Below are 698 nucleotides of genomic sequence, written 5' to 3' on the forward strand. Positions count from 1 at the left end.
TAGCCCAGCGACAGCGTGGCGTTCTTGTTCACCGCCACTTCCGCACTGGCTTTCAGCACCGCACCGTCACGCGACGCCGACACGCTGTTCACCACGAACGGTGAGCTGCCGCCGTTGAACTTCAGCCCGGTACCGCGATCCAGATCGCCGTACTGATGCTGCCAACCCAGCTCGCTGCGCAGCGCCACCGCAGTGGTTTTGCTCGCCTGCCACTCGGTGTCCGCACGCAGCCCCAGCGTCGAGACCGTCGCGTCGGTGTGTTGTTTGTCACCGTGCAGCGCCGCCGCCCCACCGTCTTCCGCGATGCCGTTGTTCTGGAAGTTGATGTACGCCAGGTTGGCGAACGGCTCCAGATTCACCCAGGCCGCTTTTATGCTGTATCCCGCTTCGGCGAACACCTGCTCGGTGCGCGCACTGTACTTCGCGGTTTCGCGATCTGACTGCATGCCGTAGTTCACCGAGCGTGAGGTATCGAAACGGTGCCAGGTGTAACCCCCACCGGCACGCAGCGCCAGTTCACCGAACTGTTTGCCGCCGTACACCGCCAGGTGGTAGTTGTCGCTGTCAGCATTCGAGCCATAACCGCCGTCCAGCGAGGTGCGGGTATAACCGGTCGCGACCCCTAACCGCCATTCGTCCGCCAGCGCCGAGTCCAGCCCCACCAGCACGCCGTAGGTGGATGCCTGATAGCCCGTGGC

1 protein-coding gene is annotated in these 698 nt (G+C 64.0%); it reads right to left on the reverse strand.

Annotation, left to right across the window (positions count from 1 at the left end):
- Positions 1-698: autotransporter outer membrane beta-barrel domain-containing protein (locus NR114_RS24200; RefSeq protein ID WP_256814530.1), on the reverse strand; the 698-nt coding region annotated here is incomplete at both ends.

Source organism: Serratia sp. Ser99 (genome assembly GCF_024519545.1).
Taxonomy (GTDB): Bacteria; Pseudomonadota; Gammaproteobacteria; order Enterobacterales; family Enterobacteriaceae; genus Serratia; species Serratia liquefaciens.